This window comes from Pseudoroseicyclus sp. CXY001, assembly GCF_041714655.1.
Taxonomy (GTDB): Bacteria; Pseudomonadota; Alphaproteobacteria; order Rhodobacterales; family Rhodobacteraceae; genus Pseudoroseicyclus_A.
Genome location: NZ_CP168219.1, coordinates 2,502,794 through 2,528,604, shown reverse-complemented (window position 1 = coordinate 2,528,604; position 25,811 = coordinate 2,502,794). Strand labels below are relative to the sequence as shown.

Sequence of the window (25,811 nt, the reverse complement as noted above, 5' to 3'; positions counted from 1 at the left end):
GAAAGAGGGCAAGGGCCGGGGCCGCGACGCGCCGGGGAGGGGGCGTCAGAGGCGCCTGGATGCATCGCTGCGTCGAAAGCCGTTGAAACTGCGGGCCCTCGGGTCTTATCTTGTCACCGCCATGCATGATGACACCCCAACCTTCGAGGCGCGCGCCTCAGACTGGCTCTGCGAGGCGGGCCTCCGCCCGACGCGCCAGCGCCTGACCCTTGCCGCCCTTCTCGTCGGTGACGGGCGCGACAGGCATGTCACCGCGGAAGGCCTGCACGAGGCGGCGCTGTCGCGCGGCGAGAGCGTCTCGCTCGCCACGGTCTACAACACGCTCGGCGCCTTCTGCGATTGCGGGCTCCTGCGTGAGATCCGTGTCGATGGGTCGAAGAGCTATTTCGACACGAACAACACCGATCACCCGCATTTCTACTGGGAAGAGAGCGGCACGCTCACCGATGCGCCTCTTGCCGAGCTGGAGATCGCCCGCCTGCCGACCCCGCCCGAGGGCGCGGAGGTGGCCTCCGTCGACGTGGTGATCCGGCTCCGGCGCCGCGGCTGAGGCGGCAGGGCCTAGGCCGGGGGCTGGCTCCGGCGCGTTCCCGGGAAATGTCCGGCCGGATGAAAAGCGTCAGAGCGGCTCGGAAGCCGCCCAGTCCCAATAGAGCGACCGGGCGCGGGCGGTCATGGGGCCGGGGGTGAACACAGTCTCCTCGAAGGCGGAGACGGCGGTGACCTTGGCCATGTTGCCGGTGAGGAAGACCTCATCCGCCGCATGGACATCGGCGAAGCTCAGCACCGTCTCGTGCACGATCACCCCGTCGGCGCGGAGGTTCGCGATGTGCCGGGCGCGGGTGATGCCGGCGAGGAAGGTGCCGTTCGGCACCGGGGTGAAGACCTCGCCGTCCTTCACCAGAAAGACGTTGGAGGTGGCGCTTTCGGCGAGGTTGCCGAGCGCGTCGGCGACAAGGGCGTTCTGGAAGCCGCGCCGCTGCGCCTCCGCCAGCATCCGAGCGTTGTTCGGGTAGAGCGCCCCGGCCTTGGCATTGACCACCGAGCTTTCCAGCACCGGCCGGCGGAAGGACGAACGGCAGAGCCGCACGGCGGCATCCTCCGGCGGCATTGGAATCTCTTCGAGGCAGATGGCGAAGCCCGGCGGCGCCTCGGCCGGCAGGATGGCCGAGAGCCCGCCCTCGATCGCCCAGTACATCGGCCGGATATAGACGGCGCTGCCGGGGGCGTAGAGCTTCAGCCCCTCGCGGGTGATCGCCTCGATCTCCTCCACGCTCATGGAAGGCTGCAGCAGCATCGCCTCGGCGGAGCGGTTCACGCGGGCGCAGTGGCGGCCGAGGTCGGGGACGAGGCCATGGGCGAGGCGGGCCCCGTCGAAGACGCCGGAGCCGAGCCAGGCGCCATGATCGGCGGCGCGCAGGATATAGGCGTCGCCCTCATGCCAGCGTCCCTCGAACCAAGTCCGGATGTTCTGCCCCGTCGCCATCGCGCGCTCCCCTGCCAGACCGGCCCCTTGCCAGACCGGCGGAGGGTAGGCGGGCGGGGCGGGGGCGGCAAGTGGGCGGGGGCGCCAAGAGGGGCGGGGACGGCGAGAGGGGCGGGGGTCGGAACGGCGCGCCGCCGGACCGGGCGCGAAAAAGCGCGCCCGGGAGGCAGGCCCGGGCGCGCTGAGGTACATCGGCAGGGTCGGGCCGACGCGGGGGACGCCGGGATGCGAGTCCCGGGTGACGGCAGGTTAGGCGCGCCCCGATTCAGTCTTGTGACAGCCTGTCTGGCGCCGCCTCGGCGAGGAGGGCCTGCAGATCGAGGGGCGTGTTGCTCATCGCGATGCTGCCGTCCGCCGCGCGCGGCCAGTCGGCCTGGGGCCGGTCGCGGTAGATCTCCACCCCGTTGCCGTCGGGATCGTCGAAATAGATCGCCTCCGAGACGCCGTGATCGGCAGCGCCGGAGAGCGGCACGCCGGCGGCGATGACCCGCTGCAGCGCCTCGGCGAGCGAGGCCCGGTCGGGATAGAGGATCGCGGTGTGATAGAGCCCGGCGCTGCCCCGGGGCGCCGGCGGGCCGCCGCGCGAGTCCCAGGTGTTCAGGCCGATATGGTGGTGATAGCCGCCGGCCGAGAGGAAGGCGGCGGAGGGGCCGTAGCGCATCACCTCGTCGAAGCCGAGCACGTCGCGGTAGAACGCGATCGACCGCTCGAGGTCGGAGACCTTCAGGTGCACATGGCCGATGCGCGTCTCGGGCGGGGCCTTGCTCATCGCCGGGTCTCCACCGGGATGGGGACCGGCACCGGAGCGGGCCGGGCGGCACGGGCGAGCGCCGCGAGGGCGAGGGCTGAGAGAGCGATGGCGATCATGGCCGTCTCCTGTTGCATCTGCCCTGCAAAGATCGGGCGGCCACGCCCTTGCCGCAAGAGGTCACCCGGAGGTGACCGATGGGGGTCTCAGGAGACCAGGCCGACGATCTCGTAGGTCTCTTTCAGGATCGGCGCCGCGATGCCGCGGGCGCGCTCGGCGCCGCGGGCGAGGAGCCGGTCGATCTCCGCCGGGTCGGCCATCAGCCGCCGCATCTCGCTGGAGATGGGGGCGAGCTTGTCGACCGCCAGATCGGCCAGCGCCGGCTTGAAGCGGCCCCAGCCCGCCCCGCCGAACTCCGCCAGAACCGCCTCGGCGGACTGGTCGGAGAGCGCGGCGTAGATGTCGACGAGGTTCTTCGCCTCCGGCCGGGCCTTGAGGCCCGCGACATCCTCCGGCAGGCCCTCGGGGTCGGTCTTCGCCTTCTTGAACTTCTTGGCGATCGTGTCGGCATCGTCGAGCATGTTGATGCGCTCCATGTCGCTCTCGCCCGATTTCGACATCTTCTTGGTGCCGTCGCGCAGGTTCATGATCCGCATCCCCGGCCCTTCCGTGACCGGCTCGGTCAGCGGGAAGAACTCGCGGCCGAAGTCATGGTTGAACTTCTGGGCGATGTCGCGCGTGAGCTCGACATGCTGCTTCTGGTCCTCGCCGACCGGCACATGCGTCGCGTGATAGAGAAGGATGTCAGCGGCCATCAGCGCCGGATAGGCATAAAGCCCCAGCGACACGGCCTCGGCATTGTCGCCGGCCTTGTCCTTGAACTGGGTCATGCGGTTCATCCAGCCGACCCGGGCGACGCAGTTGAAGATCCAGCCGAGCTGGACATGCTCCGGCACCGCAGCCTGGTTGAAGAGGATCGAATGCTCGGGGTCGATGCCCGAGGCGAGCATGCCGGCGGCAACCTCGCGGGTCGCGGCGGCCAGCTCGGCCGGGTCCTGCCAGACGGTGATCGCGTGCAGGTCGACGACGCAGTAGATCGTCTCGAAATCCGGCCCCTGCATCCCGACCCAGCGCTTGATCGCGCCGAGGTAATTGCCGAGCGTCAGGCCGCCGGACGGCTTGATCCCGGAAAACACGCGGGGGGCGAAGCTGGGGGATGTCATGAGGCGTCTCGCTGGCAAAAGGCTGCGGGCTGGCTTACCAGAGGCGCGGAATTGAGGTCAACCGGAGCCGCCGCCCATGCAACGCGAGAGCGCCATCAATGCCCTGCCGTGGCCGGTGCTGGCCGTCGCCGCCATCGTGGTCGCGATGGAAGTGGTGCTCAGCCTCGCCGACTACGGGCTCGTCGGCGGCCCGACGGGTATCGGCTGGCGGCTTGAGGCGATCGGCCGCTTCGGCTTCTCGCCGGCGGTCTGGGAGCAGATCTGGCGCGGCAACCTGGCGCCCGATATGGTGATGCGGCTCCTGACCTACCTCGTCGTCCACGGCTCGGCGATCCAGGCGCTCTTCGGCGGTGCCATCCTGCTCGCCTTGGGCAAATGGGTGGGGGAGGTGATCGGCCCGTGGAGGCTCCTCCTCCTGATGATCGTCTCGGGCGCGGCGGGGGCGGTGGCCTTCGGCATCTTCGTGCCCGGGCGGGTGCCGCTCTTCGGGCTCTGGCCGCTCGATTACGGGCTGATCGGCGGGTTCACCTGCCTGATGTGGCTGCGCCTGCGGCAGACCGGCGGCAACCAGCTCGTCGCCTTCCGGCTCGTCGGCGTGCTTCTGGCGATCCAGCTCGTCTTCTCGCTGCTCTTCGGCAATGACCCGGTCTGGGTGGCGGAGCTCGGCGGCTTCGTCGCCGGCTTCCTCCTTTCCATCCTGCTCATCCCCGGCGGCACGAGACAGCTCGTCGCGCGCCTGCGGATGCGCTGAGCGCGCCCGGACCCTCTAGCGCCGCCGCCGGAAGTTGCGCCGGAACTCCGACAGGCGGAACGCGCCGACGAGGTGGCCGAGCGCGAAGTAGCTGACCATTCCGGCGAGCACGAGCCCCGCCAGCGCCGGGTAGCGCCAATGCTCCGAGCCGAGCGGCCCCGAGAGCCCGGCGGCCAGCAGCACCAGCAGCACGCCCATGCCGAAGGAGGCGGCGAGGATGCGCGGCAGGCGGGCGAGCGCGCGGGCGTCGAGCCGGGCCGCCGGCCCCATGGCCCGCGCGCCGTGCCAGAGGAGCGCCACCATGGCCCAGCCCGCCAGCGTCGTCGCCCAGGCCGCCGCCTGAAAGCCGATGACCGGCGCGAGGCCGATGGCCACGACGGCATTGACCACCATCGCGACAAGCGCGAAGCGGAAGGGCGCCCGCGTGTCCTCGCGGGCGTAGTAAAGCGGCTGGAGCGCCTTCTGCAGCACGAAGGCCGGCAGGCCCGCGCCGTAGATGGCGAGCGCCAGCGCCGTGGCGGCGGTGTCCCCCGCATCGAAGGCCCCCCGCTCGAAGAGGACGGAGATCAGCGGCAGCGGGATCGCCACCAGAGCCACGGCGGCGGGCAGCGTCAGGGCGAGCGACAATTCGACCGCGCGCGAGAAGGCGTCGCGGCCGCCGGCCACGTCCCCCGCGGCGAGGCGGCGCGAGAGATCGGGCAGGAGCACGATGCCGATGGCGATGCCGACGGTCCCCAGGGGGAGCTGGTAGAGCCGGTCGGCATAGTTGAGCCAGGCGACGGCACCTTCGAAGAAGCTCGCGACCTGACGGCCGACGAGGAGGTTCACCTGCACGACGCCGCCCGCCAGCGCCGCGGGCACCGCGATGCGGAAGAGCCGGCGGAGGTCCGGCGTCAGGCGCGGCCGGCGGAGCTTCAGGCGGAAGCCGGCGCGGGCGGCGGCGAGCCAGACGAGCGCGAGTTGGGAGACGCCGCCGAGCGGCACGGCCCAGGCGAGCGCGAGGCCGAAGCGCTCGACTGTCGCCTCCCCCAATTCGGCGCCGAAGAGGAGCCAGCCGACCACGAGCGCGGCGAGGAAAATCATGTTCAGCAGCGCGGGCGCGGCGGCGGCGGCGAGGAAGCGCCCCGAGGCGTTGAGCACGCCGGAGAGGAGCGCCGCCAGCGAGATGAAGAGGATATAGGGAAAGGCGATGCGGCCATAGGCGACGGCGAGCGGGAAGCGCTCGTCTTCGAGGAAGCCCGAGGCCATGGCGACGACGAGCAGCGGCATCAGGAGCACGCCCGCCACCGAGAAGAGCGTCAGGACGAAGGCCATGCCGGCGAAGGCATCGGCGGCGAAGTCTCCCGCCTCCTCCGCATCGCCCTCGAGCTTCTTGGAGAAGAGCGGCACGAAGGCCATGTTGAACGCCCCTTCGGCGAAGAAGCGGCGGAACATGTTGGGCAGCGAGAAGGCGACGAGGAAGGCCTCCGCCACCGGCCCGGCGCCGAGCGCGGCGGCGATGGCGATGTCGCGGGCGAAGCCGAGCACGCGGGAGAGGAGCGTCCAGCCGCCGACGGTGACGAAGCCGCGGATGAGGGTGGGGGCCTTCACGGGCGGTGCTCCTGAAGCTGCGGGCGGCGGCGCGGGTGGCACCTGCGGGAGTGGGGGCCAGCCCCGTCGCCATTGGTTCTCGAACCAATGGCGCACCAATGGCGACCCCCGAGGTATTTTCGGCCAGATGAAAGGGGGAGGAGGATCGGGTGGATGAGGTTGTGCTCGGTCATGACTGCCCCCTGGCGCCTCTTCGCGGGCGCGGTCGCCGGCGATCATAAGGGCAGGGCGCGCGCCCCGCCAGCCGGCTCACGAGACGCTACCGCAAGGGGGCGGCGCGCGGCAGGGTCAGGAGCGCGCGCGCTCGGCGCCGGTGGCGATGCCCTCGCGGAGCCGCTTTTCCACCTGGGCGCGCTTCGACTCAGACTGGAATTTCAGGCCGAACATGTCCTTCACGTAGAACGTGTCCACCGCCTGCTCGCCATAGGTCGCGATGACGGCGGAGGAGATGTAGACGTTCATGTTCGCGAGCTGCCGCGTCAGATCGTAGAGCAGGCCCGGCCGGTCGCGCGTATCCACCTCGATCACGGTGAAGATGTCGGAGGCATCGTTGTCGAAGGTGATCGAGGTCGGCACCGTGAAGCGCGCCTCGCGCTTCTTGATCTTGTCGCGGCCGCGGATGGCGTCGCGGGTGACCACCTCGCCCTTGAGGCTCTTCAGGATCGTCTGGCGGAGCCGGGGCAGGCGCTCCGTCTCGTAGGGATGGCCCTCCGCATCCTGCACCCAGTAGGCCGCCGTCGCGAAGCCGTCGCGGGTCGTGTAGATGCGCGCGTCGACCACATTGGCGCCGGCGAGGGCCAGGGCGCCGGTCACGCGGCTGAAGATGCCCGGGTGATCGGCCATCGAGAAGAGCACCCGCGTCGCGTCGCGGCCCTCGTCGGGGGTGAGGTCGAGGCGGATCTCGTCGGGCCCCAGCTCGCGCAGCATCTCGGCGATGCGGGCATGCGCCTCCACCGGCAGGCCCTGCCAGTAGGGCCCGTAATGGCGGGCGATCTCGGTGCGGACGTCCTTCGCGTCCCAGCCTTCCAGCGCGGCGCGGAGGTCGCGCTTCGCCTCGTTCTCCAACGCCGTGCGGTTGAGCGCCTCGAGCCCGCCGGCCAGCGCCTGTTCGGTCGCCCGGTAGAGGCCCCGGATCAGCATGGCCTTCCAGTTGTTCCAGGTGCCCGGGCCGACGCCGCGGATGTCGCAGACCGTCAGCACCGTCAGCAGGTCCAGCCGCTCCTTGCTGGTCACGAGCTTGGCGAAGTCGCGCACGGTGCGCGGGTCGGAGATATCGCGCTTCTGCGCCATGTCGGACATGAGCAGATGGTAGCGCACCAGCCATTCGACCGTCGTCACCTCGCGCTTGCTGAGCCCCAGCCGGGGCGCGAGGCGGCGGACGATCTGGGCGCCGAGGATCGAATGATCCTCGTCCCGCCCCTTGCCGATGTCATGCAGCAGCACGGCGACATAGAGCACCTTGCGGTTGACCCCGGCCTCGAGGATGCGGCTGGCGATCGGCAGCTCTTCCTTGAGGAGCCCGCGCTCGATCTGCGCCAGCGTTGAGACGCATTGGATCGTGTGCTCGTCGACCGTGTAATGGTGATACATGTTGTATTGCACCATTGCGACGATGTGCTGCCATTCGGGGATGAAGGCCCCGAGGACGCCGATCTCGTTCATCCGCCGGAGCGCCCGCTCCGGGTTGCCGTGTTTCAGAAGCAGGTCGATGAAGATCCGGTTCGCCGTCTTGTCTTCGCGCATCTCGTCGTCGATGAGGTCGAGATGGGCCGAGAGGAGCCGCTGCGAATCCGGATGGACGAGCGTTCCGGCGCGCAGGGCCTGCTCGAAGATCCGCAGGATGTTCAGCTTGTCGGCGAGAAAGAGCGCCTCGTCGCCTATTGTCAGCCGGTTCTGCTTGATCGCATAGGGCGGGCGGACGCGGGGGCGGCGGCGCATGAGCGAGGTCAGCTTCGGCGCCGCCTTGACGTGGATCGCCTCCTGCGCCGTCAGCATGATCCGCGTCAGCTCGCCCACCTGGGTGGCATGGCGGAAATACTCGGTCATGAACTGCTCGACGGCGCGGCGGCCGCCCCGGTCGCGGTAGCCCATGCGCTCGGCCACCTCGACCTGCAGGTCGAAGGTGAGCTGGTCCATCGCGCGGCCGGTCAGCACATGCAGGTGGCAGCGCACCACCCAGATGAAATCCTCCGCCGCGGCAAAGGCGGCATATTCCTCCGGCCGGAAGACGCCCTTGCGGACGAGCGCGGCGGCGGAGCGCACGTCATAGACGTATTTGGCGATCCAGTAGAGCGACTGCAGGTCGCGGAGGCCGCCCTTGCCCTCCTTCACGTTCGGCTCGACGACATAGCGCTGGCCGCCCTGCTTGCGGTGGCGCTCGTCCCGCTCCTGCAGCTTGGCGGCGACGAACTCGCTCTCGCTGCCCATGAAGAGCTCGCGGCGGAGCCGGCGGGAGAGCTCGCTGGTGAGCGCGGGGTCTCCGGCGAGGTGGCGGACCTCGAGGAGCGAGGTGCGGATGGTGAAATCGTCGCGCGCGAGGCGGAGGCATTCCTTGATGGTGCGCGAGGCGTGGCCGAGCTTCAGCTTCAGATCCCACATCAGATAGAGCATCGATTCGATGAGGCTCTCCGCCCAGGCGGTCATCTTGTAGGGGGTCAGGAAGAGCAGATCGACGTCGGAGGAGGGCGCCATCTCGCCCCGGCCGTAGCCGCCCACGGCGACGATCGCGATGCGCTCGGCCTGGCTCGGGGTGCCCTGCGGATGCAGATGCGTCTGGCAGGTCTCGAGCACCAGGGTCGTCAGGCAATCCGTCAGCCAGGCGATGGCATGGGTGACGGGCGCGGCGCGGCGGGGCTCGGCGGCGAGCGCTGCCTCGATCTCGGCCATGCCGCGCTGGCGGGCCGCCATGAGCACCTTCGCCGCGGCGGTCCGCTTGTCACGCGGGCCGCCCCCGGCTTCGGCGGTGGCCGCTAGGGCCTCCGCGAGCTCGGCCCGCACCCGGGGCTCGTCGAAGATGACCTCCGGCGGACGGCAGAGCCCGCCGGGGGGCGGTGCGGTGAAGCGTTGGAACGTGTCGGTGTCGCCGGGCCTAGAAGCCGGCGCCACCGAAGCTGCTGGGAGCTGGGTCAACGATGACAACCTGCGAGTTCTGGATCGTGGCGACCGCGAGGCCGCGTTCGTTGGTGCCGTCACCGAGGAGCCGGAAGATGCCCTGCGTCCCCGAGAAGCCCTGGCGCTGGGTGAGCGCGGCGCGGCTGAGCGCGTCGCCGCGGCCCGAGGCGGCAAGGGCACCGATGGCGGCCATGCCGTCATAGGCGAGCCCGGCGACCGGGTGCGGCGCCTCGCCATAGGCGGCGGAGTAGCGGCTCTCGAAGGCGCGGGTGGTCGATTCGTTCGGCAGGGTGAAATAGCCGCCCTGCAGGCCGGGCAGGGTCAGCGCCTGCGGCACGGCATTCCAGCGCGTCAGGCCGAGATAGCGGACGGTATCGGGCGTCATGCCGTTGTCCGGCAGGGCGGTGGCGATGATCGGCAGGTCGGCATTGACGCCGGCCGTCAGGAAGATCGCATCGGCGCCGGTGGAGCGGGCGGCGGCGGCGATGCCGGGCGCGGCGGCGACGATGTCCTGCTGGGTGAGGTTGTAGCTCTCGACCGCGGCGACGGTGCCGCCGAAGCGGTTCACGGCGCTGACGATGGCGTCGCGCCCGAGCTGGCCCTGCAGGTCGTCCCCATAGGCGACGAGATAGGTGTCGAGCCCCTGGCGCCCGCCGTAGCTCACGAGCCGGTCGGCGATGCTGGCGAAGGTCGGCCCGAGGATGAAGACATTGCCCCCGGCGATGGAGGGGTTGTTCGAGAAGGCGAGGACGTTGACGCCGGAGCTGGCCGCGGCCACGCCGGCAGCATTGGCGCTTTCGGCATAGAGCGGCCCGAGGATGATCTTGGCGCCGTCGTTGATCGCCTGCACCGTGGCCGAGGTGGCGCCGGAGGGCGAGGCGCCGGTCGGATAGACCCGCAGGTCGATCTGCACGCCCGTGAGATCGGCCATCGCGAGCCGGGCGGCGTTCTCCAGCGAGCGGGCGACGAATTCATCGGTCGAAACGCCCGAGCCGGCGGGGACGAGCAGCGCCACCGGCACGGCGGCGCCGGATTCCAGCTCGGGCGCGGGGCCGCTGCCGGGCGCCGTCGAGACGGCGCAGGCCGAGAGCCAGACGAGTGACAGGATGGCAAGAAGGCGCGAGGCGGCGGCCTTGCCGGTAATGGTAAATTGGGCGAACATAGGGGTCCTCTCCCTCGCTCCCCTTCGGCCGGTCTGGCTCTTCGGGGCATGGTTGTCCTGCCGAGGCCTTGCGCGCGGGGGGCGCGCGGCCGGGGCGGCGGTTGCCAATATCATAGGGCGGGGGACGAAAGGGTCTAGGCATGAATTCCGGCAGACAGGTTTCCGGCGGCGCGCCGATCCCTCCGGGGCTGCATCTGGTGGCCACGCCGATCGGCGCGGCGGATGACATCACCCTGAAGGCGCTCGATCTTCTGGCCCGGGCCGATGCGCTGGCGGCGGAGGACACGCGGACGGCGCGCAAGCTGATGGATATCCACGGGGTGAAGCTCGGCGGGCGCCGGCTGACGGCCTATCACGACCATTCGGGCGCGGCGGCGCGGGCGGCGCTGCTGGAGCCCCTCAAGACCGGCGGCTCGCTCGCCTATGTCAGCGAGGCGGGAACGCCGCTGGTGTCAGACCCCGGCTATGCTCTGGTGCGTGATGCGGTGGCGGCGGGCGTGCCCGTCCATTCGGCGCCCGGCGCTTCGGCCGTGCTGGCGGCGCTGGCGGTGGCCGGCCTGCCGACGGACCGCTTCACCTTCCTCGGCTTCCTGCCGGCCGCGGCCGAGGCGCGGCGGACCGCGCTGGCCGAGCTTCGCGCGCATCCCTTCACCATGGTGCTCTATGAATCGCCGCGGCGCGTTAGCGAATTGTTCAGTGATTTGGTGAATATTCTGGGAACAGACCGGCCGGCGGCACTCTGCCGCGAGCTCACCAAGCGCTTCGAAGAGGTGCGCCGGGGCAGCCTCGGCGCGCTGGCGGAGGGGCTCGCGGAGGCGCCCAAGGGCGAGATCGTGGTCGTGATCGGCGGGGCGCCCAAGGGCGGCGCCGAAACCGGGGATATGGAGGCTGCCTTGCGCGAGGCCATGCAGACGATGCGGGTGAAGGATGCCGCGAATGCGGTGGCCGGCGCCCTCGGCCTGCCGAAGCGGCAGGTCTATCAGGCGGCGCTCGAGCTGGAGAAGCAGCGATGACTGCTGCCGCCAGTCTCGGCGAGATCCGCGCGCGGCGCGGGCGGCTCAGCCATGTCGCCGGGCAGGCGGCCGAAGAGATCGTCGCCGAACATTACGCCGCCGACGGCCACGAGATCATGGAGCGGCGCTGGCGCGGCCTTTACGGCGAGATCGACATCATCGCCGAGGACGACGAAGACATCGTCTTCATCGAGGTCAAGAAGGCCGCCACCCATGATGCCGCGGCGCTGCGCCTGAGCCGGCGCCAACAGGAGCGGATCATGCAATCGGCCTGCGATTATGTCTCCCGCCGCCCGCGCGGGCTGATGACCCCGTTCCGTATCGACGTGGCGCTGGTCGATGGCAGGGGAGAGGTGCGCGTCCTTCACAATGCCGTCTTTGAGGCCTAAGTCGGCGGGAGGACCTCCCGGCTGATCGGCGAGGCATCGCAGCAACAAAGCCGGAGCAGCCATGGCCCTCAAGGTCGCCTTCCAGATGGACCCGATCGAGGGCGTCGATATCGACGCCGATTCCACCTTCCGCATCGCGCTGGAGGCGCAGGAGCGCGGGCACGAGATCTTCGTCTACGGGCCGGACAAGCTCGCCTTCCAGGAGGGCCGGGTGACGGCGCGGGGTCGCCGGGCGGAGTTGCGCCGGGTGCGCGGCGACCATGTGAGCTTCGGGGCGGAGGAGGAGGTCGATCTGAAGGCGTTCGACGTCGTCTGGCTGCGGCAGGATCCGCCGTTCGACATGTCCTACATCACCTCGACGCATCTTCTCGACCTGATCCACCCGGGTACGCTCGTGGTCAACGACCCGTTCTGGGTTCGGAACTACCCCGAGAAGCTGCTCGTCCTCTCCTTCCCCGAGCTCACGCCCCCCACCGCCATCGCCCGCGACCTCGCCACCCTGCGCGCCTTCCGTGCGAAACACGGCGACATCATCGTCAAGCCGCTCTACGGCAACGGTGGCGCCGGGGTCTTCAAGCTGCATGCGGAGGACGGCAACCTGGCCTCGCTCCACGAGATGTTCAGCCAGATCAGCCGCGAGCCGCTCATCGCGCAGAAATTCCTGCCGGCCGTCGCGAAGGGCGACAAGCGGGTGATTCTCGTCGATGGCGAGCCCATCGGCGCCATCAACCGCGTGCCGCAGGCCGGCGAGACCCGCTCGAACATGCATGTCGGCGGCCGGGCGGAGAAGGTGGCGCTGACCGAGCGCGACCGCGAGATCTGCGCGGCCATCGGCCCGCTCCTCAAGGAGAAGGGGCAGATCTTCGTCGGCATCGACGTCATCGGCGACTGGCTGACGGAGATCAACCTCACCTCCCCCACCGGCCTGCAGGAGCTGGAGCGCTTCGACGGCACCAATGGCGCCGCGCTGATCTGGGACGCGATCGAGGCGAAGCGCGCCTAGGAGGGCGGCGCGATCTTCAGGCGGAAGCTCACCGCCTCGGCCACATGCGGGCGGCGGACCTCGGCCGAGCCCGCGAGGTCGGCGATCGTCCGCGCCACGCGCAGCACCCGGTGATAGCCCCGGGCCGTCAGCGAGAAGCGCTCGGCGGCCTTGAGGAGCAATTCGCGCCCCTCGGCATCGGGCGTCGCCAACTCCTCCAGCGCCTTTCCCTCGGCATCGGCGTTCTGGCGGAGGGGGCTGCCCGCGAATCGCTTCGCCTGCAGCGCCCGCGCGGCACGGACCCGCGCCCCCACCTCCGTCGAGCCCTCCCCCGAGGCCGGCAGGTCGAGGTCGCGGAAGGCGACCGGCGGCACGTCGACGCGCAGGTCGAACCGGTCCATCAGCGGCCCCGAGATGCGGCCGAGGTAATCCTCGCCGCAATTGGGCGCGCGGTTGCAGGCGCGGTTCGGGTCGGCCAGATGGCCGCATTTGCAGGGGTTGGCGGCGGCGATCAGCAGGAAGCGGCAGGGATAGCGGCTGTGGGCATTGGCGCGGGCGATGACCACCTCGCCGGTCTCGATCGGCTGGCGGAGCGTCTCGAGCACGACGCGGGAGAATTCCGGCAGCTCGTCGAGGAAGAGAACGCCGTTGTGGGCGAGGCTGATCTCGCCCGGCGCCGCCTTCCGCCCGCCGCCGGCGATGGCGGCCATCGAGGCGGAGTGATGCGGCTCGCGGAAGGGCCTTGTGCGGGAAAGCCCGCCCTCGGAGATCAGCCCGGCGAGGGAATGGATCGTCGAGGTCTCGAGCGCCTCCTCGGGCGTCAGATCGGGCAGGATCGAGGGCAGCCGGGCGGCGAGCATCGACTTGCCGGAGCCGGGCGGGCCGACCATCAGCATATGGTGGCGCCCGGCGGCGGCGATCTCCAGCGCCCGCTTGGCGCGCTCCTGCCCCTTGACCTCGGCGAGGTCGCGGGCGCCCGGAGGCTCGGTGACGAGGCCGGGTTCGGAGGGGGCGAGGGGATGCGCGCCGGTCAGGTGGCCGATGATCTCGCCGAGGCTGGCGGCGGCGATCACCTCGGCGCCGCCGACCCACGCCGCCTCCTGCCCGACGGCGCGCGGGCAGAAGAGCCCGCGCCCCGCCTCCGCCGCCGCCATGGCGGCGGGGAGCGCGCCGATCACCGGCAGGAGCGCGCCGGAAAGCGCCAGCTCGCCGATGGCGACGGCGCCGGCCACCGCCTCCGCGGGGACGACATCGAGCGCGGCCAGGAGGGCGAGCGCGATGGCGAGGTCGAAATGCGCGCCCTCCTTCGGCAGATCCGCCGGGGAGAGGTTGATGATGATGCGCCGCGACGGCAGAGCGACGTTCAGCGCCCCGAGCGCGGCGCGCACCCGCTCCTTCGCCTCGCTGACCGCCTTGTCGGGCAGGCCGACGAGGGCGAAGCCGGGCAGGCCCGGCGACATCGCGCATTGCACCTCGACCAGCCGCGCCTCCACGCCCTCGAAGGCGACGCCATAGGCCAGTGCCACCATGTGCCCCCGCGTGATTGCCCTCGGGCAAGCCTGCGGCGGGATGGTTTAGAAAGCGTTAAGGCTCCTCCGGCCCGGGCCAGGGGGCCTCTGGCAGGTCCTGCTGGTAGGGCAGGGTCTCGTAGCTCTTCGCCTGACCCGCAGCGCGCCAGGCGATGACTGCGGGATGCGCCAGATGGGCGGCGACATAGGCGGCCGCCTCGTCACTGACCGGCAGGCCGTAGCCGGCGATGCGGAGCGCCACGGGCGCATAGAAGGCATCGGCCAGAGAATAGCGGCCGAAGAGCCAGGGGCTGTCCGGCGCGCCGTGGCGGGCGCGGGCGGTCCGCCAGAGGAGCTCGATGCGGGCGAGGTCGGCCGTCACCGCCTCCGACGGCGTGAAGCCCGCCCAGGCGTGGCGGAGATACATCGGGCATTCGCTGCGGAGCGCCGTGAAGCCCGAATGCATCTCGGCCGTGATCGAGCGGGCGAAGGCGCGGGCGGCGGGATCGTCGGGCCAAAGGCCCGGGTGCCGCTCGGCCAGTGTCTCCGCCATCGCCAGCGTGTCGAAGACCACCGCGCCCTCGGGCGTGCTCATCGCCGGCACCAGCCGCGCCGGGGCGAGGGGCGCGAGATCCTCCGCCATCGTGCCGGAATAGAGCCCGACCTCGACCACCTCCGCCGGCAGGTGGAAGGCCTCGAACATCAGCCAGCCGCGCAGCGACCAGCTGGAGAAGGATTGATCGCCGATAAAGAGGCGGTAGCCCATGCGTGTCTCCTGCAAGTTTCGGCGGAGCCTAGGGGCGCCCCCGCATCACGGGAAGCGATGAATTGTGGCGAAGACGATCACGGACAGTGATTGATGCGCTGTACGCTGCCGGGGGAGAGCGTGGTGACCGACAGGGGGGCGATGTGCTGGCCGATGGCCTTGCGCGGGGGGAGCCCCGCCGCCGCGGCAAAGCGGGTGAGGATCACTCCCAGATGCGCGACGGCGATGAAGGTCGCGCGCGGGTGGGCGGCCTCCAACGTGGCGACGCCGGCGGCGACGCGGGCGGCGGCCGCGTCCCAGCTTTCGCCCTCGGGCGGGGCATGGGGGCCGGGATCCTCCCAATAGGCGCGGGAGAGGTCGGGCCAGCGGCTGGCGACGACATCGAATGTGGCGCCGTCCCAGGCCCCGAAGTCGAACTCGCGGAGGGCGCGGCTGTCGGGCAGGCGGCGGCGGTGCTGTTGCGACGTGCCGAGCGCGTCCGCCGTGGCGGAGGCGCGGGCCAGGTCGGAGGCGACGAGGATCGCCTCCTCCGGCAGCGCGGCGGAGAGCCGGGCGATGGCGGCGGTGTCGGAGAGGTCGGCCGGCACGTCGCGCCAGCCGGTGAAGGCCTTCTCATGCGTCGGCCCGTGGCGGACCCAGTGCCAGGTGCAGCCGCTCATTTGAGCACCAGGGGCAGGCCGGCCCAGACGGCCACGACGCGATCCGCCGCTGCCGCCAACCGCTGGTTGAGCGCGCCCTGCGCCTCGCGGAAGGCGCGGGCCATCGGATGGTCCGGCACCGGCGAGAGGCCGATCTCGTTGGTGACGATCACCACCGCCGCCGGGCAGGCGGCGAGAGCGTCCAGCAGGGCCTCGGTCGCGGCGGCAAGGTCCTCCTCGGCAAGAAAGCGCGCCGTCAGCCACATGGTGGCGCAATCGACCAGCACGACCTCGTCCGCGGCGCATGAGCGGAGCTCCGCCGGCAGCCCGGCGGAGGTTTCGACCTCGCGCCAGGCTTGGTCCCGCCGCTCTCGATGGCGCAAGATTTTCTCTGACATTTCAGTATCATGCGCCTCGGCCGTGGCGATGTAGACGGGGCGCCCCGGCCCCTCCATCACCAGCCTTTCGGCATGGGCGGACTTGCCTGAGGCCGCCCCGCCGATCACCAAAGTGAGTCCGTTCAACATTTTTTAAGAACCCTTCGGCCGCTCCGCGCGTTTGACTTTTCAGAGTGGAGCCACAGAGAGGGAAGGGCCAGCCCGCTGGCCTTAAAAAAAGTATGGCAAGAACGGACCCCGATCACGATCTTAAGGACGAGGCGCTCCGCGCCGAATGGCTCGACGCCGAGACCGAGTTCGCACTTGCCCGCGCCTGGCGGGATGACCGGGACGAGGCGGCGTTGCACCGCCTCACCACCGCATACCTAAGGCTGGCGATCTCGGTGGCAAGTCGCTACCGGCGCTATGGCGCGCCGATGGCCGATCTGGTGCAGGAAGCCTCGCTCGGCCTCATGAAGGCGGCGGAGAAATTCGACCCCGAACGGCAGCTCAGATTCTCGACCTATGCCATCTGGTGGATCCGCGCTTCGGTGCAGGATTACGTCATGCGCAACTGGTCGCTGGTGCGGACGGGCTCGACGGCCAGCCAGAAGTCGCTCTTCTTCAACCTCCGCCGGGTCTCGGCCGAGATCGACGCGAATGCCGCCGCCGAGGGGCGGCAGGTGTCGCCCGTCGAGCGGGCCGATGCGATCGCCAAGGCTTTGGGTGTGCCGCAGCGCGACGCCGAGATGATGATGGGCCGGCTCGCCGGCTCCGACTTCTCGCTCAACGTCGCCCAGGGCGGCGACGAGGAGGGCGGCCGCGACTGGATCGAGACGATCCCCTCGGAGGATGCCGATCCCGAGACCGAGGTCTCGGGCCGCCAGGGGCTGGAAGCGCTGCAAAGCTGGCTCCGCGTCGCGATGGATGCGCTCAGCGAGCGCGAGCGGTTCATCCTGCGCGAACGGCGCCTGACGGAAGACCCGCGGACGCTGGAGAGCCTCGGCGCGGAGCTCGGCCTCTCCAAGGAGCGTGTGCGGCAGCTCGAGGCCGGCGCCTTCGGCAAGATGCGCCGCGATCTCGAGACGCATCAGCCAGGCCTGCGCGAACTGCTGCACTGAGCGCCCTCATTGCCCCCGGGCGGCGGAGCGCCTAGCTTTGCGCCTGACTACCGGGTGCAGTAGGGGGCACGGGCATGCTGGCCGGACGGCACATCCTTCTCATCATCGGCGGCGGCATCGCGGCCTACAAGGCGCTGGATCTGATCCGGCGCCTGCGCGATGCCGGCGCCGAGGTCACGCCCGTGATGACCCGCGCGGCGGCGGAATTCGTGACGCCCCTCTCCGTCGGTGCGCTGGCGGGCCGCGAGGTGATCACCGAGCTCTTCGACCTCTCCCAGGAGGCGAAGATGGGGCATATCGAGCTCTCCCGCGCCGCCGACCTGATCGTCGTCGCCCCGGCCACCGCCAATCTGATGGCGAAGATGGCGGCCGGGCTGGCGGATGACATGGCCTCGACGCTGCTCCTCGCCACCGACAAGCGGGTGCTCCTCGCACCCGCGATGAACGTGCGCATGTGGGGCCACCCGGCGACCCGGCGAAACCGGGAGGTGCTGGAGGGCGACGGCATCCTCTTCGTCGGGCCGGACGAGGGGCCGATGGCCTGCGGCGAATTCGGCCCCGGCCGGCTGGCCGAGGTGCCGGCCATCGTCGCCGCGGTGGGCGCCGCGCTGGCCGACGGGCCGCTCAAGGGCCGCCATGTGCTGGTGACCTCCGGCCCCACGCATGAGCCGATCGACCCGGTGCGCTACATCGCCAACCGCTCCTCCGGCGCCCAAGGGGCGGCGATTGCCGATGCGCTGGCGGGCCTCGGGGCGGAGGTGACCTTCATCACCGGCCCGGCGGAGGTGCCGCCGCCCGGGGGCGTCAAGGTCGTGCGCGTCGAAACCGCCGCCCAGATGCTGGCCGCCGCCGAGGCGGCGCTGCCCGCCGATGCCGCCATCTGCGCCGCCGCCGTCGCCGACTGGCGCGTGGCGGAGGCCTCGGGCCAGAAGATGAAGAAGGAGGCGGGCGGCCTGCCGGACCTCCGCCTCGTCGAGAACCCCGACATCCTCGCCCGCCTCTCCACCCCCGGGCCGCAGCGCCCCCGGCTGGTCGTCGGCTTCGCGGCGGAGACGGAGCGGGTGGCCGAGCACGCCGCCGCCAAGCGGCAGCGAAAGGTCTGCGACTGGATCCTCGCCAACGACGTCTCCCCCGGCACCGGCATCATGGGCGGCACCGAGAATGCGGTGACGCTGATCACCGCCGAGGGGGCGGAGGACTGGCCGCGCATGTCGAAGCGCCAGGTGGCGCAGCGGCTCGCCATGAAGCTGGCGGAGGCGCTGGCGACAGGGTCGGGAGCCTCCGGCGGGAGTATTTGAAAGAAAGCGAGAGGGGGGCGGCCTTTCTTCCGGCGTGCTTAGCCGGGGCAGGCCGCCGTCGAGGAGACAGGATGGAGATCGAGGTCCAGATCACCTGGGTGGAGGGCGCCGACACCTCCCTGCCGCTGCCGGCCTACGAGACGGCGGGCGCGGCGGGCGCGGATCTGCGCGCCAACTTCCCCGAGGGCGCGCGGGAGGGGGTGGAGATCGCCCCCGGCGGGCGGGCGCTGATCCCCACCGGCCTCCGCATCGCGGTGCCGGAGGGCTATGAGCTGCAGGTGCGCCCCCGCTCCGGCCTCGCGCTGAAGCACGGGCTGACGCTGCCCAACAGCCCCGGCACCATCGACAGCGATTACCGGGGGCCGCTCGGGGTGATCCTCCTCAACGCCGGGGCCGAGCCGATCCACGTGACGCACGGGATGCGCGTGGCGCAGGCGGTGCTCGCCCCGGTGACGCGCGCCGCCTTCCGGGTGGTGGGGGCCTTGAGCGAGACGGCGCGGGGCGGCGGCGGCTTCGGCTCCACCGGGACGGGCTGATGCTGCTGGTGCTCGCGCTGGCGCTGGGCCTGTGGCTCCTCGGCCGGCTCTTCGGGGCCAGCCGGCGGGCCCGGCTCGTGACCGTCGGCGCGCTCTTCGCGCTGGTCCTCGCTGCGCAGCTTGCCCTGCCGGCCGGCCATCCGCTCCGCATGGCGACGGGGGGCGACGCCCGCCTCTGGGCGCTGGTGCTGGCGGCGCTGGTGATCGCCGCGGCCTATGGCGCCGGGCTCCGCTGGCTCCGCGCCCGGGCGCGGCCGGGGCATCTGGACGCCGGGGCGGAGGAGCCGCCGCCCCCGGGCGCCCTCGGCGAGGCCGAGCTCCGCCGCTATGCCCGCCACATCATCCTGCAGGAGATCGGCGGCCCCGGTCAGGCGCGGCTGAAAGCGGCGCGGGTGCTCGTCATCGGGGCCGGGGGGCTGGGAGCGCCGGCGCTGCAGTATCTCGCGGCCGCCGGGGTGGGGCGGATCACCATCGCCGATGGCGATGTGGTGGAAGAGACGAACCTCCAGCGCCAGGTGATCCATACCGAGGCCATGGTCGGCCGCCCGAAGGTCGAGAGCGCCGCAGCCGCCCTCCGCGCCCTCAACCGCCATGTCGACATCGTCCCGGTGGCGGAGCCGGTGACCGAGGCCAACGCGCCCGCGCTCGTCGCCGGCCATGACCTCGTCCTCGACGGCACCGACAGCATCGCCACCCGCTACACCGTCAACGCCGCCTGCGTGGCGGCGGGCGTGCCGCTGATCGGCGCGGCGCTGACGCCCTGGGAGGGGCAGATCAGCCTCTGGCACCCAGCCGGCGGCGGGCCCTGTTACCGGTGCATCTTTCCCGAGGCACCGGCGCCCGAGCTCGTGCCCTCCTGCGCCGTCGCGGGCGTCGCCGCGCCGCTGCCGGGGGTGCTGGGGGCGATGATGACGATGGAGGCGGTGAAGGCGATCACCGGCGCGGGCGAGAGCCTCCGCGGCCGGCTGATGATCTACGACGGGCTCCATGCCGAGACGCAGGTCATCGCCATCAAGCGCCGCCCCGACTGCCCGGTCTGCGGGGAGGCGGCAGGCTAGGCCAGCGCCCGGCCCCCCATGTCTTTGCTCCCCGAAATCCTCGGGGGGAGTCGCCTTTCAGGGCGACCGGGGGCAGACAGCCCCCCGGCTCCGCCCTCTCCGCCGGGTCCGCCGGCCGGATCGGGGGCCAAAATTCTTCTCGAAGAATTTTTTGGGAGGCGCGCCCACGCCTCCGACAGCACGTTGAGATCCCCCTCCAACCCCAGCGATAAAGTCGTCACGACCCTTGCCTCCGCCCCGCCGCGGGTCATACTCGCCGCCGCAATCCTGACCTCAACAGGGAGTTCCCTCACATGCGCCTCACCCTCGCCGCCGCGGCTGCCGCCGCCATCGCCGCGCTCTCCGCCCCCGCCGCCGCCCAGGACCTGCCGGACCTCGGCGGGCAGGAGATCGTCATCGCGACGGAGAACGCCTATCCGCCGCTGCAATTCCTCGATGCCGAGGGCACGCCCATCGGCTGGGAATATGACGCCATGGCCGAGATCGCCGAGCGCCTCAACGCCACGGTGACCTACGAGACCATCTCCTGGGATGCGATGATCCCCGCCGTGGCCGAGGGCCAGTTCGACATGGGGATGACCGGCATCACCATCCGCGAGGATCGCGCCGAGGTCGTCGACTTCTCCGACAGCTACATGACCTCGCAGATGGTCATGCTTGTCCGCGGCGATGAGGAGCGCTTCTCCGACGCCGCCTCCTTCGCCGCCGACGAAGACCTCCTCATGGCCGCCCAGCCGGGCACGACGCCCTTCTACGTCGGCGTCTACGACGTGCTCGACGGCGACGAGGCCAATCCCCGCATCAAGCTCTTCGAGACCTTCGGCGCCGGCGTCGAGGCGCTCCGCAACGGCGATGTCGACCTCGTCCTGACCGACGGCACCGCCGGCAACGGCTATGTCGCCGCCTCCGAGGGCAGCCTCAAGGTCGTGGGCGAGCCGCTCGGCACCGAGGATTTCGGCTTCATCTTCCCGAAGGGCTCCGAGCTCGTCGAACCGATCAACGCCGCCATCGCCTCGATGGAAGCCGACGGCACGCTCGACGCGCTCAACACCACCTGGTTCCTCGACTACAAGATGGGCGAATAAGGCTTGCTTCTGCCGCCCCGCACGGGACGGTCCCCCGATCGGGAATTCCCCTGGTGGCTGGCGATCCTCGCCGTCACCGGGGTCTACCTGTTCTGGCAGGTGCTGACCGACGAGCATTACGCCGCCGTCCTCTCCACGCTGCGCAAGGGGATCTTCATCACCGTCCTCGTGACGGTGATCGGCTATGCGGGGGCCTGCCTTCTCGGGCTCGGCCTCGCCGCGATGCAGCTCTCGAAGAGCCGGATCCTGCGCGAGGTCTCGCGGCTCTATGTCGAGGTGATGCGCGGGGTGCCGATCATCGTGCTCCTGCTCTACGTCGCCTTCGTCCTCGCCCCGGCGCTCGTCTCGTTCTGGAACTGGGCGACCGCCTGGACGGGGATGGAACCGCTCCGGGGCCGCGACTTCCCGCTGCTCTGGCGGGCGGTGATCGCGCTCATCCTCGCCTATGCGAGCTTTCTGGCGGAGGTCTTCCGCGCCGGGCTTCTGGCTGTCGACAAGGGCCAGCTCGAGGCGGCAGATTCGCTCGGCCTGTCGCGCTGGCAGCGCTTCCGGCTCGTGACCTTTCCCCAGGCCTTCCGGCTGATCCTGCCGCCCCTCGGCAACGATTTCGTCGCCATGGTGAAGGATTCCTCGCTGGTCTCGGTGCTCGGCGTCACCGACATCACCCAGCTCGGCAAGGTCACGGCGGCGGGCAACTTCCGCTATTTCGAGACCTACAATGTCGTGGCGCTCCTCTACCTCACCATGACCATCGGCCTGTCCCTGGGGCTCCGGCGCATCGAGCGCGGGATGAACCGGCGGTGAGTGCCCTCACGCCGGCGCATCGCGGCCGGCTCCTGGCGCTCGCGCGCCGTCATGCGCGCCGGGCGGAGGAGGCGGAGGATCTCGTGCAGGAGGCGCTGGTCGCCGCCCACGAGGCCGGGCGCCTGACCGAGGCGGACCTGCCCTGGATCGCCGGGGTGATCCGCCGCCAGGCCGCGATGGCGGCGCGGGGGGCGGGGCGCCGGCGCGCGCGGGAGATTGCCTGGGCGGAGGCCGCGGCCCCCGACCAGCCGCCCGAGACCGGGCCGCTGCCGCCGCTGCCGCCCGCCCTCGCGCAGGTGGCCCGGCTCGCCGCCGCCGGCTGCACCCGGGCCGAGATTCGCTGGCTCCTCGGCCTCACCGACACGGCGCTGCGCCAGCGCCTCTCGGCGCTCCGCCGTCAGCTCGCCGGCCGGCCCCGCCCGCCGGAGCGGCCCGGCGCCGGCGGGGCGCTCCGCCCCGCGCTCGGCGCGGCGCTGGCCCGCCGGCCGGAGGCGCTCTTCGCCAGCCACGACCCCGACGGACATTTTTTTCTCGTCTCCGCCTCACGGAACCGCCCGCCGCGGCAACATCCCGGTGAGACAACCTGAAAGGAGCCAGCCATGCTCGGGGCCAAGACCATCACCAACATCTTCTACTGGGTCAGCGACATCGACAGGACCGAGGCCTTCTGGCGCGACGTCGTCGGGCTCGAGGTCACGCGCATTCTCGATGACGACACCGGCGACTTCCTCATGGCGCCGACCGCTGGCGGGGTGGACCTGCTGTTCTTCAAGGGCGAACCGAAGACCGGCAATTGCCCGATGATCGTCTTCGATCTCGACGAGGGCGGCATCGATGCCGTGGTGGACAGCCTCGTCGCCGGCGGCGCGACGCTGATGACCCCCGTCAGCCATGCCCCGGGCGGCTGGTCGGCCGAGGTGACGGACCCCGACGGGCATATCGTCTCGCTCTATCAGGACGGCGCCAAGCCGCGCTGAGGGCGGGGCCGGCCCCGCCGCCGCCTGCACGAGTGCTGCGCACATCGGCCCCGCCCCGGTGCTAGCCTCCCTTTGAACCGATCATGTCGAGGGGAGATTTCATCGATGGGCAATCTGGCACGGGCCGGCCAGCTGCGGCTGGCGCTCTGGGGCGGGGCGGGGCTTTTGCTCCTCGTGCCCCTCGTTGCGATGCAGCTCGGCACCGGGGTCGACTGGTCGGCGGGCGATTTCCTCTTCGCCGCGACCATGCTCGGCGGCGCCGGCGCCGCCTTCGAGATCGGCATCCGCGCGGGCCGGTCCTGGCGCTACCGCGCCGGGCTGGCGCTGGCGCTCTTCGGCGCCGTCACGCTCGTCTGGGCCTGCGGCGCGGTCGGCCTTCTCGGCAGCGAGGGCAATCCGGCGAACCTTCTCTATCTCGGCGTGATCGGCATCGGCCTCGGCGGGGCCATCGGCGCGCGGCTGGAGCCGGCGGGCATGGCGCGGGCGATGATCGCCACCGCCGTGGCGCTGATCGCCGTCGGCGTGCTCGCCATACCGGCCGGCTGGGGCGGCGGCAGCCCGGTGGTGGAGATCCTGGGCCTCAACGCCGGCTTCGCCGCCCTCTTCGCGGGCGCGGCGGCGTTCTTCCGCCGGAGCTGAGCGGCGGGGGCGGCCCGCGCCCTTGCACCGGCCCCCGGTGCAAAATACCTCGGGGGGACACCGCAAGAGGAGCCCCCCGATGTCGAACCCGCTGCTGCAGGACTGGGAGACGCCCTTCGGCCTGCCCCCCTTCGACGCCATAAGCGACGACGACTGGGCCCCCGCGGTCGATGCCGCGCTCGCCCGCGCCCGCGAGGGCATCGCCGCCATCGCGGGCAACGAGGAGGCTGCGACCTTCGCCAACACCATCGCCGCGATGGAGCGCAACGACGAAGAGCTCGGCCGCATCCTCGGCGCCTTCTACGGCGTGGCCGGCGCGGATTCGACGCCGGCCCGCGAGGCGCTGCAGCGCGACTTCGCGCCGAAGCTCTCGGCCTTCAGCTCGGAGGTCATCTCCAACAAGGCGCTCTTTGCGCGCATCGACGACCTCTGGACCCGCAAGGACGAGCTCGGCCTCTCGGCGGAGGAGGAGCGTGTGCTCTTCCTCACCCGCCGCGGCTTCGTCCGCGCCGGGGCGGCGCTCGAGGGGGAGGAGGCCGACCGCATGGCCGCCCTCCGCTCGCGCCTCTCGGTGCTGGGAACGGAGTTCACCCAGAACCTCCTCGCCGACGAGCGCGGCTGGTCAATGGAGATCCCCGAGGAGGATTTCGCCAAGCTCCCCGGCTTCGTCCAGAACGCCGCCACGGCGGCGGGGGAGGAGAAGGGGACAGGCCCGGTCGTCACCACCTCGCGCTCGCTCATCACGCCCTTCCTGCAGTTTTGCGACAACCGCGCGCTCCGGCAGAAAGCCTTCGCCGCCTGGGCCGCCCGCGGCGCCAATGGCGGCGAGACCGACAACCGCGGCATCGCGGCGGAGACGCTGAAGCTCCGCGCCGAGAGCGCCGCGCTCCTCGGCGAGACGAGCTATGCCGACTGGAAGCTGAAGACCGAGATGGCCGGCTCGCCGGCCGCCGTCCGCGAGCTTCTGGAGGCCGTCTGGGGCCCCGCCCGCGCCGCGGCGGAGGCCGATGCGGCGGTGCTGGAGGAGATGCTCCATGCCGACGGCCACGCCGGGCCGCTCGAGCCCTGGGACTGGCGCTACTATGCCGAGAAGCGCCGCGTGGCGGAGCACGACCTCGATGAGGGGGCGCTGAAGCCCTATTTCCAGCTGGACCGGATGATCGAGGCGGCCTTCGCCTGCGCGAACCGCCTCTTCGGGCTGGAGTTCACCCCGGCCGAGGGGCCGCTCTACCATCCCGATGTGCGCCTCTGGGATGTGACGCGGGACGGCAGGCATGTGGCGCTCTTCATGGGCGATTACTTCGCCCGCGGCTCCAAGCGCTCCGGCGCCTGGTGCACCGCCATGAGACAGCAGAACCGGCTCGATGGCGATGTGACGCCGATCGTGCTCAACGTCTGCAATTTCTCGAAGCCGCCGAAGGGCCAGCCGGCGCTCCTGAGCTGGGACGACGCCCGGACGCTCTTCCACGAGTTCGGCCATGCGCTCCACCAGATGCTGTCGGACGTGACCTTCGAGAGCATCTCGGGCACCTCCGTCGCCCGCGACTTCGTGGAACTGCCGAGCCAGCTCTACGAGCATTGGCTGGAAGTGCCGGCGGTGCTGGACGAATTCGCGACCCATGCCGAGACGGGTGAGCCGATGCCGGCGGAGCTGCGCGACCGGGTGCTGGCGGCCTCGACCTATGACATGGGCTTCCAGACGGTCGAATATCTCGCCTCGGCGATGGTCGACCTCGCCTTCCACGAGGGTCCGCCGCCGGCGGACCCGATGCAGCGCCAGGCCGAGGTGTTGGAAGAGGCGGGCCTGCCGCGCGCCATCACCATGCGCCACGCCACCCCGCATTTCGCCCATGTCTTCGCCGGCTCGGGCTATGCGGCGGGCTATTATTCCTACCTCTGGTCCGAGGTCATGGATGCCGACGCCTTCGCCGCCTTCACCGAGGCGGGCGATGCCTTCGACCCGGGCCTCGCGAAGAGCCTCGAGGAGAACATCCTCTCGAAGGGCGGATCCGAAGAGGCGGCGGAGCTCTACACCCGCTTCCGCGGCCGGATGCCGGGGGTGGAGCCGCTTTTGAAGGGCCGGGGGCTGGTCGCGGGCTGAGGCGTGCGGGCGGGCCTAAAATTCTCCGAGAAGAATTTTGGGCCCCCGCGGCGGCGGCGCGCCCGGTTGCGGACGGGGAGGGGGGCTGTCTGCCCCCCGTCGGCCTGAAGGCCGACTCCCCCCGAGGATTTTTCGGGAGCAAAGACGGGGGACGGACAGGCCGGCTAGTCGGCCGGCGAGCCCCGCACTTCGGTCACGAGGCGCGCGATGAGGCGCAGCTCGGCGGCGATCCCCTCCTCGATGGCGAAGGCCGGGTCGGGTTCCGCGCCCGGATCTTCCGATTGCAGCTCGACATGGTCGCGGCTGGCGAGGAAATCCTCGACCTCCGGCAGGTCGAGCGCCGCGATCAGGCGGACGAGCAGCTTGCGCTGGGCGATGAGCCGCCCTTCGAGGCTTTCGGGGCTGGTGGACATGGGGGTTCCTCCCTGGATGGTCACAGGGCTAGGAG

26 protein-coding genes are annotated in these 25,811 nt (G+C 71.1%); 15 read left to right on the top strand and 11 right to left on the bottom strand.

From position 1 onward, the window contains the following. Nucleotides 1–121 precede the first annotated feature (121 nt). Nucleotides 122–550, top strand: a complete 429-nt coding sequence (gene irrA / locus ACAZ03_RS12315; protein ID WP_373353978.1) for an iron response transcriptional regulator IrrA — start codon at nt 122–124, stop codon at nt 548–550. Nucleotides 551–619: 69 nt separating this feature from the next. On the opposite strand, the gene ACAZ03_RS12310 is transcribed toward irrA, so the two are convergent. The 3 genes from ACAZ03_RS12310 to trpS all read right to left on the bottom strand — a co-directional run bounded on the left by ACAZ03_RS12310 (nt 620) and on the right by trpS (nt 3,457). Next, nucleotides 620–1,486 (bottom strand): branched-chain amino acid aminotransferase, encoded by an 867-nt coding sequence (locus ACAZ03_RS12310; protein ID WP_373353976.1) that lies wholly within the window; start codon nt 1,484–1,486, stop codon nt 620–622. Nucleotides 1,487–1,751: 265 nt separating this feature from the next. After that, nucleotides 1,752–2,255, bottom strand: a complete 504-nt coding sequence (locus ACAZ03_RS12305) for a VOC family protein (RefSeq protein WP_373353974.1) — start codon at nt 2,253–2,255, stop codon at nt 1,752–1,754. Between the two features lie 185 nt (nt 2,256–2,440). Further along, the gene (gene trpS / locus ACAZ03_RS12300; RefSeq protein WP_373353972.1) at nt 2,441–3,457 is read right to left on the bottom strand and encodes a tryptophan--tRNA ligase; all 1,017 of its coding nucleotides are present in this window, start codon (nt 3,455–3,457) and stop codon (nt 2,441–2,443) included. A 76-nt stretch (nt 3,458–3,533) separates the two neighbouring features. Here trpS and ACAZ03_RS12295 point away from each other — a divergent pair, with 76 nt between their 5' ends. Continuing rightward, nucleotides 3,534–4,208 carry a rhomboid family intramembrane serine protease gene (locus tag ACAZ03_RS12295; protein ID WP_373353970.1) on the top strand — a complete coding sequence of 225 codons (675 nt, stop codon included), beginning with the start codon at nt 3,534–3,536 and terminating at the stop codon, nt 4,206–4,208. A gap of 15 nt (nt 4,209–4,223) precedes the next feature. On the opposite strand, the gene murJ is transcribed toward ACAZ03_RS12295, so the two are convergent. From murJ to ACAZ03_RS12280, 3 genes are all read right to left on the bottom strand, one after another. Further along, nucleotides 4,224–5,798 carry a murein biosynthesis integral membrane protein MurJ gene (gene murJ, locus ACAZ03_RS12290; RefSeq protein WP_373353969.1) on the bottom strand — a complete coding sequence of 525 codons (1,575 nt, stop codon included), beginning with the start codon at nt 5,796–5,798 and terminating at the stop codon, nt 4,224–4,226. A gap of 288 nt (nt 5,799–6,086) precedes the next feature. Further along, nucleotides 6,087–8,927, bottom strand: coding sequence for a [protein-PII] uridylyltransferase (locus ACAZ03_RS12285; protein ID WP_373353967.1), 2,841 nt, complete (start codon nt 8,925–8,927; stop codon nt 6,087–6,089). Continuing rightward, nucleotides 8,887–10,071 carry a penicillin-binding protein activator gene (locus tag ACAZ03_RS12280; RefSeq protein WP_373353965.1) on the bottom strand — a complete coding sequence of 395 codons (1,185 nt, stop codon included), beginning with the start codon at nt 10,069–10,071 and terminating at the stop codon, nt 8,887–8,889. The genes ACAZ03_RS12285 and ACAZ03_RS12280 overlap by 41 nt, the downstream gene beginning before the upstream one ends. A 140-nt stretch (nt 10,072–10,211) precedes the next feature. Between ACAZ03_RS12280 and rsmI the strand changes: the two genes are divergently transcribed. The 3 genes from rsmI (at nt 10,212) to gshB (ending at nt 12,476) form a co-directional block, all read left to right on the top strand. Then, complete coding sequence (rsmI, locus tag ACAZ03_RS12275; protein ID WP_373353964.1) at nt 10,212–11,084, top strand: 16S rRNA (cytidine(1402)-2'-O)-methyltransferase; 873 nt, start codon at nt 10,212–10,214, stop codon at nt 11,082–11,084. Beyond that, entirely contained in the window at nt 11,081–11,473 is a 393-nt protein-coding gene (locus tag ACAZ03_RS12270; RefSeq protein WP_373353962.1) for a YraN family protein, read from the top strand. Before rsmI ends, ACAZ03_RS12270 begins: the two co-directional genes overlap by 4 nt. A 61-nt stretch (nt 11,474–11,534) precedes the next feature. Beyond that, entirely contained in the window at nt 11,535–12,476 is a 942-nt protein-coding gene (gshB, locus tag ACAZ03_RS12265; protein ID WP_373353960.1) for a glutathione synthase, read from the top strand. Here gshB and ACAZ03_RS12260 read toward each other — a convergent pair. The 4 genes from ACAZ03_RS12260 to cobU form a co-directional block, all read right to left on the bottom strand. Then, nucleotides 12,473–13,984: a YifB family Mg chelatase-like AAA ATPase gene (locus tag ACAZ03_RS12260; protein ID WP_373353958.1), complete on the bottom strand. Its 1,512-nt coding sequence runs from the start codon at nt 13,982–13,984 to the stop codon at nt 12,473–12,475. The two genes, gshB and ACAZ03_RS12260, sit on opposite strands and share 4 nt — an antisense overlap. 55 nt (nt 13,985–14,039) lie before the next feature. Further along, nucleotides 14,040–14,729, bottom strand: coding sequence for a glutathione S-transferase (locus ACAZ03_RS12255; RefSeq protein ID WP_373353956.1), 690 nt, complete (start codon nt 14,727–14,729; stop codon nt 14,040–14,042). Nucleotides 14,730–14,806: 77 nt separating this feature from the next. After that, nucleotides 14,807–15,388 carry a histidine phosphatase family protein gene (locus ACAZ03_RS12250; RefSeq protein ID WP_373353954.1) on the bottom strand — a complete coding sequence of 194 codons (582 nt, stop codon included), beginning with the start codon at nt 15,386–15,388 and terminating at the stop codon, nt 14,807–14,809. Further along, nucleotides 15,385–15,894, bottom strand: coding sequence for a bifunctional adenosylcobinamide kinase/adenosylcobinamide-phosphate guanylyltransferase (cobU, locus tag ACAZ03_RS12245; RefSeq protein WP_373353953.1), 510 nt, complete (start codon nt 15,892–15,894; stop codon nt 15,385–15,387). Before cobU ends, ACAZ03_RS12250 begins: the two co-directional genes overlap by 4 nt. Nucleotides 15,895–15,986: 92 nt before the next feature. On the opposite strand from cobU, the gene ACAZ03_RS12240 reads away from it, so the two are divergent. From ACAZ03_RS12240 to ACAZ03_RS12195, 10 genes are all read left to right on the top strand, one after another. Beyond that, the gene (locus ACAZ03_RS12240) at nt 15,987–16,865 is read left to right on the top strand and encodes an RNA polymerase factor sigma-32 (RefSeq protein ID WP_373353951.1); all 879 of its coding nucleotides are present in this window, start codon (nt 15,987–15,989) and stop codon (nt 16,863–16,865) included. A gap of 74 nt (nt 16,866–16,939) precedes the next feature. Then, nucleotides 16,940–18,163, top strand: coding sequence for a bifunctional phosphopantothenoylcysteine decarboxylase/phosphopantothenate--cysteine ligase CoaBC (gene coaBC / locus ACAZ03_RS12235; RefSeq protein ID WP_373353949.1), 1,224 nt, complete (start codon nt 16,940–16,942; stop codon nt 18,161–18,163). A gap of 71 nt (nt 18,164–18,234) precedes the next feature. Then, a complete protein-coding gene (gene dut, locus ACAZ03_RS12230; RefSeq protein ID WP_373353947.1) occupies nt 18,235–18,699 on the top strand; it encodes a dUTP diphosphatase in 465 nt (154 codons plus the stop codon). Then, nucleotides 18,699–19,757 (top strand): ThiF family adenylyltransferase, encoded by a 1,059-nt coding sequence (locus ACAZ03_RS12225; RefSeq protein ID WP_373353945.1) that lies wholly within the window; start codon nt 18,699–18,701, stop codon nt 19,755–19,757. Before dut ends, ACAZ03_RS12225 begins: the two co-directional genes overlap by 1 nt. 293 nt (nt 19,758–20,050) lie before the next feature. Continuing rightward, entirely contained in the window at nt 20,051–20,842 is a 792-nt protein-coding gene (locus ACAZ03_RS12220) for a transporter substrate-binding domain-containing protein (protein WP_373353943.1), read from the top strand. A 9-nt stretch (nt 20,843–20,851) separates the two neighbouring features. Further along, entirely contained in the window at nt 20,852–21,646 is a 795-nt protein-coding gene (locus tag ACAZ03_RS12215) for an amino acid ABC transporter permease (RefSeq protein WP_373357079.1), read from the top strand. Beyond that, entirely contained in the window at nt 21,643–22,233 is a 591-nt protein-coding gene (locus ACAZ03_RS12210) for a sigma factor (protein WP_373353941.1), read from the top strand. The genes ACAZ03_RS12215 and ACAZ03_RS12210 overlap by 4 nt, the downstream gene beginning before the upstream one ends. A 12-nt stretch (nt 22,234–22,245) precedes the next feature. Further along, a complete protein-coding gene (locus tag ACAZ03_RS12205) occupies nt 22,246–22,623 on the top strand; it encodes a VOC family protein (protein ID WP_373353940.1) in 378 nt (125 codons plus the stop codon). Between the two features lie 105 nt (nt 22,624–22,728). Continuing rightward, nucleotides 22,729–23,262 (top strand): hypothetical protein, encoded by a 534-nt coding sequence (locus ACAZ03_RS12200; RefSeq protein ID WP_373353938.1) that lies wholly within the window; start codon nt 22,729–22,731, stop codon nt 23,260–23,262. Between the two features lie 79 nt (nt 23,263–23,341). Continuing rightward, the gene (locus ACAZ03_RS12195) at nt 23,342–25,363 is read left to right on the top strand and encodes a M3 family metallopeptidase (protein ID WP_373353936.1); all 2,022 of its coding nucleotides are present in this window, start codon (nt 23,342–23,344) and stop codon (nt 25,361–25,363) included. A gap of 164 nt (nt 25,364–25,527) precedes the next feature. On the opposite strand, the gene ACAZ03_RS12190 is transcribed toward ACAZ03_RS12195, so the two are convergent. Then, a complete protein-coding gene (locus ACAZ03_RS12190; protein WP_373353934.1) occupies nt 25,528–25,776 on the bottom strand; it encodes a hypothetical protein in 249 nt (82 codons plus the stop codon). Nucleotides 25,777–25,811: the final 35 nt, after the last annotated feature.

Bases quoted from the DNA above. Each gene is read 5' to 3' on its own strand.
- coaBC (WP_373353949.1), top strand. From the start codon at position 16,940: ATGCTGGCCGGACGGCACATCCTTCTCATCATCGGCGGCGGCATCGCG.
- ACAZ03_RS12305 (WP_373353974.1), bottom strand. From the start codon at position 2,255: ATGAGCAAGGCCCCGCCCGAGACGCGCATCGGCCATGTGCACCTGAAG.
- ACAZ03_RS12195 (WP_373353936.1), top strand. From the start codon at position 23,342: ATGTCGAACCCGCTGCTGCAGGACTGGGAGACGCCCTTCGGCCTGCCC.
- ACAZ03_RS12200 (WP_373353938.1), top strand. From the start codon at position 22,729: ATGGGCAATCTGGCACGGGCCGGCCAGCTGCGGCTGGCGCTCTGGGGC.
- ACAZ03_RS12260 (WP_373353958.1), bottom strand. From the start codon at position 13,984: ATGGTGGCACTGGCCTATGGCGTCGCCTTCGAGGGCGTGGAGGCGCGG.
- rsmI (WP_373353964.1), top strand. From the start codon at position 10,212: ATGAATTCCGGCAGACAGGTTTCCGGCGGCGCGCCGATCCCTCCGGGG.
- ACAZ03_RS12270 (WP_373353962.1), top strand. From the start codon at position 11,081: ATGACTGCTGCCGCCAGTCTCGGCGAGATCCGCGCGCGGCGCGGGCGG.
- ACAZ03_RS12190 (WP_373353934.1), bottom strand. From the start codon at position 25,776: ATGTCCACCAGCCCCGAAAGCCTCGAAGGGCGGCTCATCGCCCAGCGC.
- cobU (WP_373353953.1), bottom strand. From the start codon at position 15,894: ATGTTGAACGGACTCACTTTGGTGATCGGCGGGGCGGCCTCAGGCAAG.
- dut (WP_373353947.1), top strand. From the start codon at position 18,235: ATGGAGATCGAGGTCCAGATCACCTGGGTGGAGGGCGCCGACACCTCC.
- trpS (WP_373353972.1), bottom strand. From the start codon at position 3,457: ATGACATCCCCCAGCTTCGCCCCCCGCGTGTTTTCCGGGATCAAGCCG.
- ACAZ03_RS12205 (WP_373353940.1), top strand. From the start codon at position 22,246: ATGCTCGGGGCCAAGACCATCACCAACATCTTCTACTGGGTCAGCGAC.
- ACAZ03_RS12220 (WP_373353943.1), top strand. From the start codon at position 20,051: ATGCGCCTCACCCTCGCCGCCGCGGCTGCCGCCGCCATCGCCGCGCTC.
- ACAZ03_RS12255 (WP_373353956.1), bottom strand. From the start codon at position 14,729: ATGGGCTACCGCCTCTTTATCGGCGATCAATCCTTCTCCAGCTGGTCG.
- ACAZ03_RS12295 (WP_373353970.1), top strand. From the start codon at position 3,534: ATGCAACGCGAGAGCGCCATCAATGCCCTGCCGTGGCCGGTGCTGGCC.
- ACAZ03_RS12240 (WP_373353951.1), top strand. From the start codon at position 15,987: ATGGCAAGAACGGACCCCGATCACGATCTTAAGGACGAGGCGCTCCGC.
- ACAZ03_RS12280 (WP_373353965.1), bottom strand. From the start codon at position 10,071: ATGTTCGCCCAATTTACCATTACCGGCAAGGCCGCCGCCTCGCGCCTT.
- ACAZ03_RS12310 (WP_373353976.1), bottom strand. From the start codon at position 1,486: ATGGCGACGGGGCAGAACATCCGGACTTGGTTCGAGGGACGCTGGCAT.
- gshB (WP_373353960.1), top strand. From the start codon at position 11,535: ATGGCCCTCAAGGTCGCCTTCCAGATGGACCCGATCGAGGGCGTCGAT.
- irrA (WP_373353978.1), top strand. From the start codon at position 122: ATGCATGATGACACCCCAACCTTCGAGGCGCGCGCCTCAGACTGGCTC.
- ACAZ03_RS12250 (WP_373353954.1), bottom strand. From the start codon at position 15,388: ATGAGCGGCTGCACCTGGCACTGGGTCCGCCACGGGCCGACGCATGAG.
- ACAZ03_RS12225 (WP_373353945.1), top strand. From the start codon at position 18,699: ATGCTGCTGGTGCTCGCGCTGGCGCTGGGCCTGTGGCTCCTCGGCCGG.